This is a genomic window from Terrabacter sp. P5_B1 (assembly GCF_056400505.1).
Map to the genome: position 1 here is coordinate 1 of NZ_JBFULD010000521.1, position 1,691 is coordinate 1,691.

Here is a 1,691-nt window from a genome sequence, read left to right on the forward strand (position 1 = left end):
GTCGGTGCCCACCCGTCGCCGGCGCGCCCGAGCCGGCCGCCGCCGGCACCTGCGTCTCGTGTGAGGGCCGGCGGTCCGGGGGGCGCCTGACGCGCCGATGGCGGGCCCGACGCGGGTATGTTGCCCATTGCCCACATCGGGGACCCCTCGACTGACAGGATCGCGCGCATGGACTCCACCGACGTCAGGTCCGCCTCGCGGCGCGCCGGCGACCACCCAGCTCTCGAGACCGCGGCACGCGTCGGTTACGCCGTCAACGGCGTGCTCCACATCGTCATCGGCGTGATCGCCCTCCGGCTCGCCTTCGGCTCGAAGGGCACGAGCGCCGACCAGTCGGGGGCCCTGGGCTCGATGGCCGACAACGGCTTCGGGCAGGTCATGCTGTGGGTCGCCGTCATCGCCTGGCTGGGTCTGGCGCTGTGGCAGGTCACCGAGGCGATCTCCGGCGGCTGGGAGACGAGCGACCGCCTCAAGGCGGCAGGGAAGGCGATCGTCTACTTCGTCCTGTCGTGGACGGCGTTCAAGTTCGCGAGCGGCCGGGGGACCTCGAGCAAGAGCCAGACGACCGACTTCACGGCGAGCCTCATGAAGCAGCCCGCGGGCCAGTGGCTGGTGGCCGCCGTCGGCCTGGCCGTCGTCGGTGTCGGCGTCTACCACGTCATCAAGGGGTGGAAGAAGAAGTTCCTCCGGGACCTCGAGACCCAACCCGGCGAGTGGATCGTCAAGGCCGGTCGCGTCGGCTACGTCGCAAAGGGCATCGCCCTCGCCATCGTCGGCGGCCTCTTCGTCCTGGCCGCCGTGCGCCACAAGCCGAGCGAGGCCCGCGGCCTCGACGGGGCCCTGCACAACCTCCTCGGCGCCCCCGGCGGCCCTGTGCTGCTCGCTCTCGTCGCGCTCGGTCTCATCGCCTTCGGCGTCTACAGCTTCGGCCGCGCCCGCCACGCCGACGTCTGACGCTCGCCGGTCAGCGCGAAACGGCCTGACGTACCGCGCCCGTCACGCGGTCGCCGCTCGTCCGGCGCCGCAGGTAGTTCCACGCCAGCAGCGCGCACACGATGCCGTTGACCATCCCGACGAGGATGTCGAGGAGGTGGTGCATGCCGCGGTAGAGCCGGGCGTAGCCGACGAGCAGCGGGATGATGGCGCAGACCACCGTGACGAGTCGGCGCAACCACACGGTCTCGATGCGCTGCGCCATGAGCGCGAAGGTCAGGTAGAGGGCCGTCGAGGCGCCCATGTGGCCGCTGGGGTAGCTCGACGTCGGGGGGGCCGGGTCGAGGTGCGAGACCGTGGGACGCGGCCGGTCGGCGATGGCGGTGGCGGCGACGAACACGCTCGCCTGCAGCGCGATCGCGATGGCCGGCACCACGGCATACCACCACTGCTTGGTGCGCCACCAGATCAGGGCCACGGCGATGACGCAGACGCCGATGACGATCTCGGTGTTGCCGATGTGCGACCACACCATCGTCACCGAGTTCATCAGCGCGGTCCGTCCGGACGCGACTGACTTGCTGAGGTCGTTCTCGGCGGGCAGCCCACCGAGGGGGCCCATGATGAGGAAGCCGACGCCGACGATCGCGGCGAAGAGCACGAGCGCGGGCGCCAGCGCGCGCACGGCGAAGTCACGCAGAGCGGACCCGACCGAGGGTCGCGACGAGTCGAGCTCGTAACGGTGCACGAAGGTGTGG

Annotated in this window: 2 protein-coding genes; one reads left to right on the forward strand and one right to left on the reverse strand. The window is 71.2% G+C overall.

The genetic code is table 11. The features are described from left to right. Positions 1 to 168 precede the first annotated feature (168 nt). A complete protein-coding gene (locus AC1DP0_RS21605; RefSeq protein WP_478088584.1) occupies positions 169 to 954 on the forward strand; it encodes a DUF1206 domain-containing protein in 786 nt (261 codons plus the stop codon). A 10-nt stretch (positions 955 to 964) separates the two neighbouring features. Here the strand turns inward: AC1DP0_RS21605 and AC1DP0_RS21610 are convergent. Further along, the coding region (locus tag AC1DP0_RS21610) for a phosphatase PAP2 family protein (RefSeq protein ID WP_478088586.1) at positions 965 to 1,691 on the reverse strand (727 nt) is incomplete at its 5' end.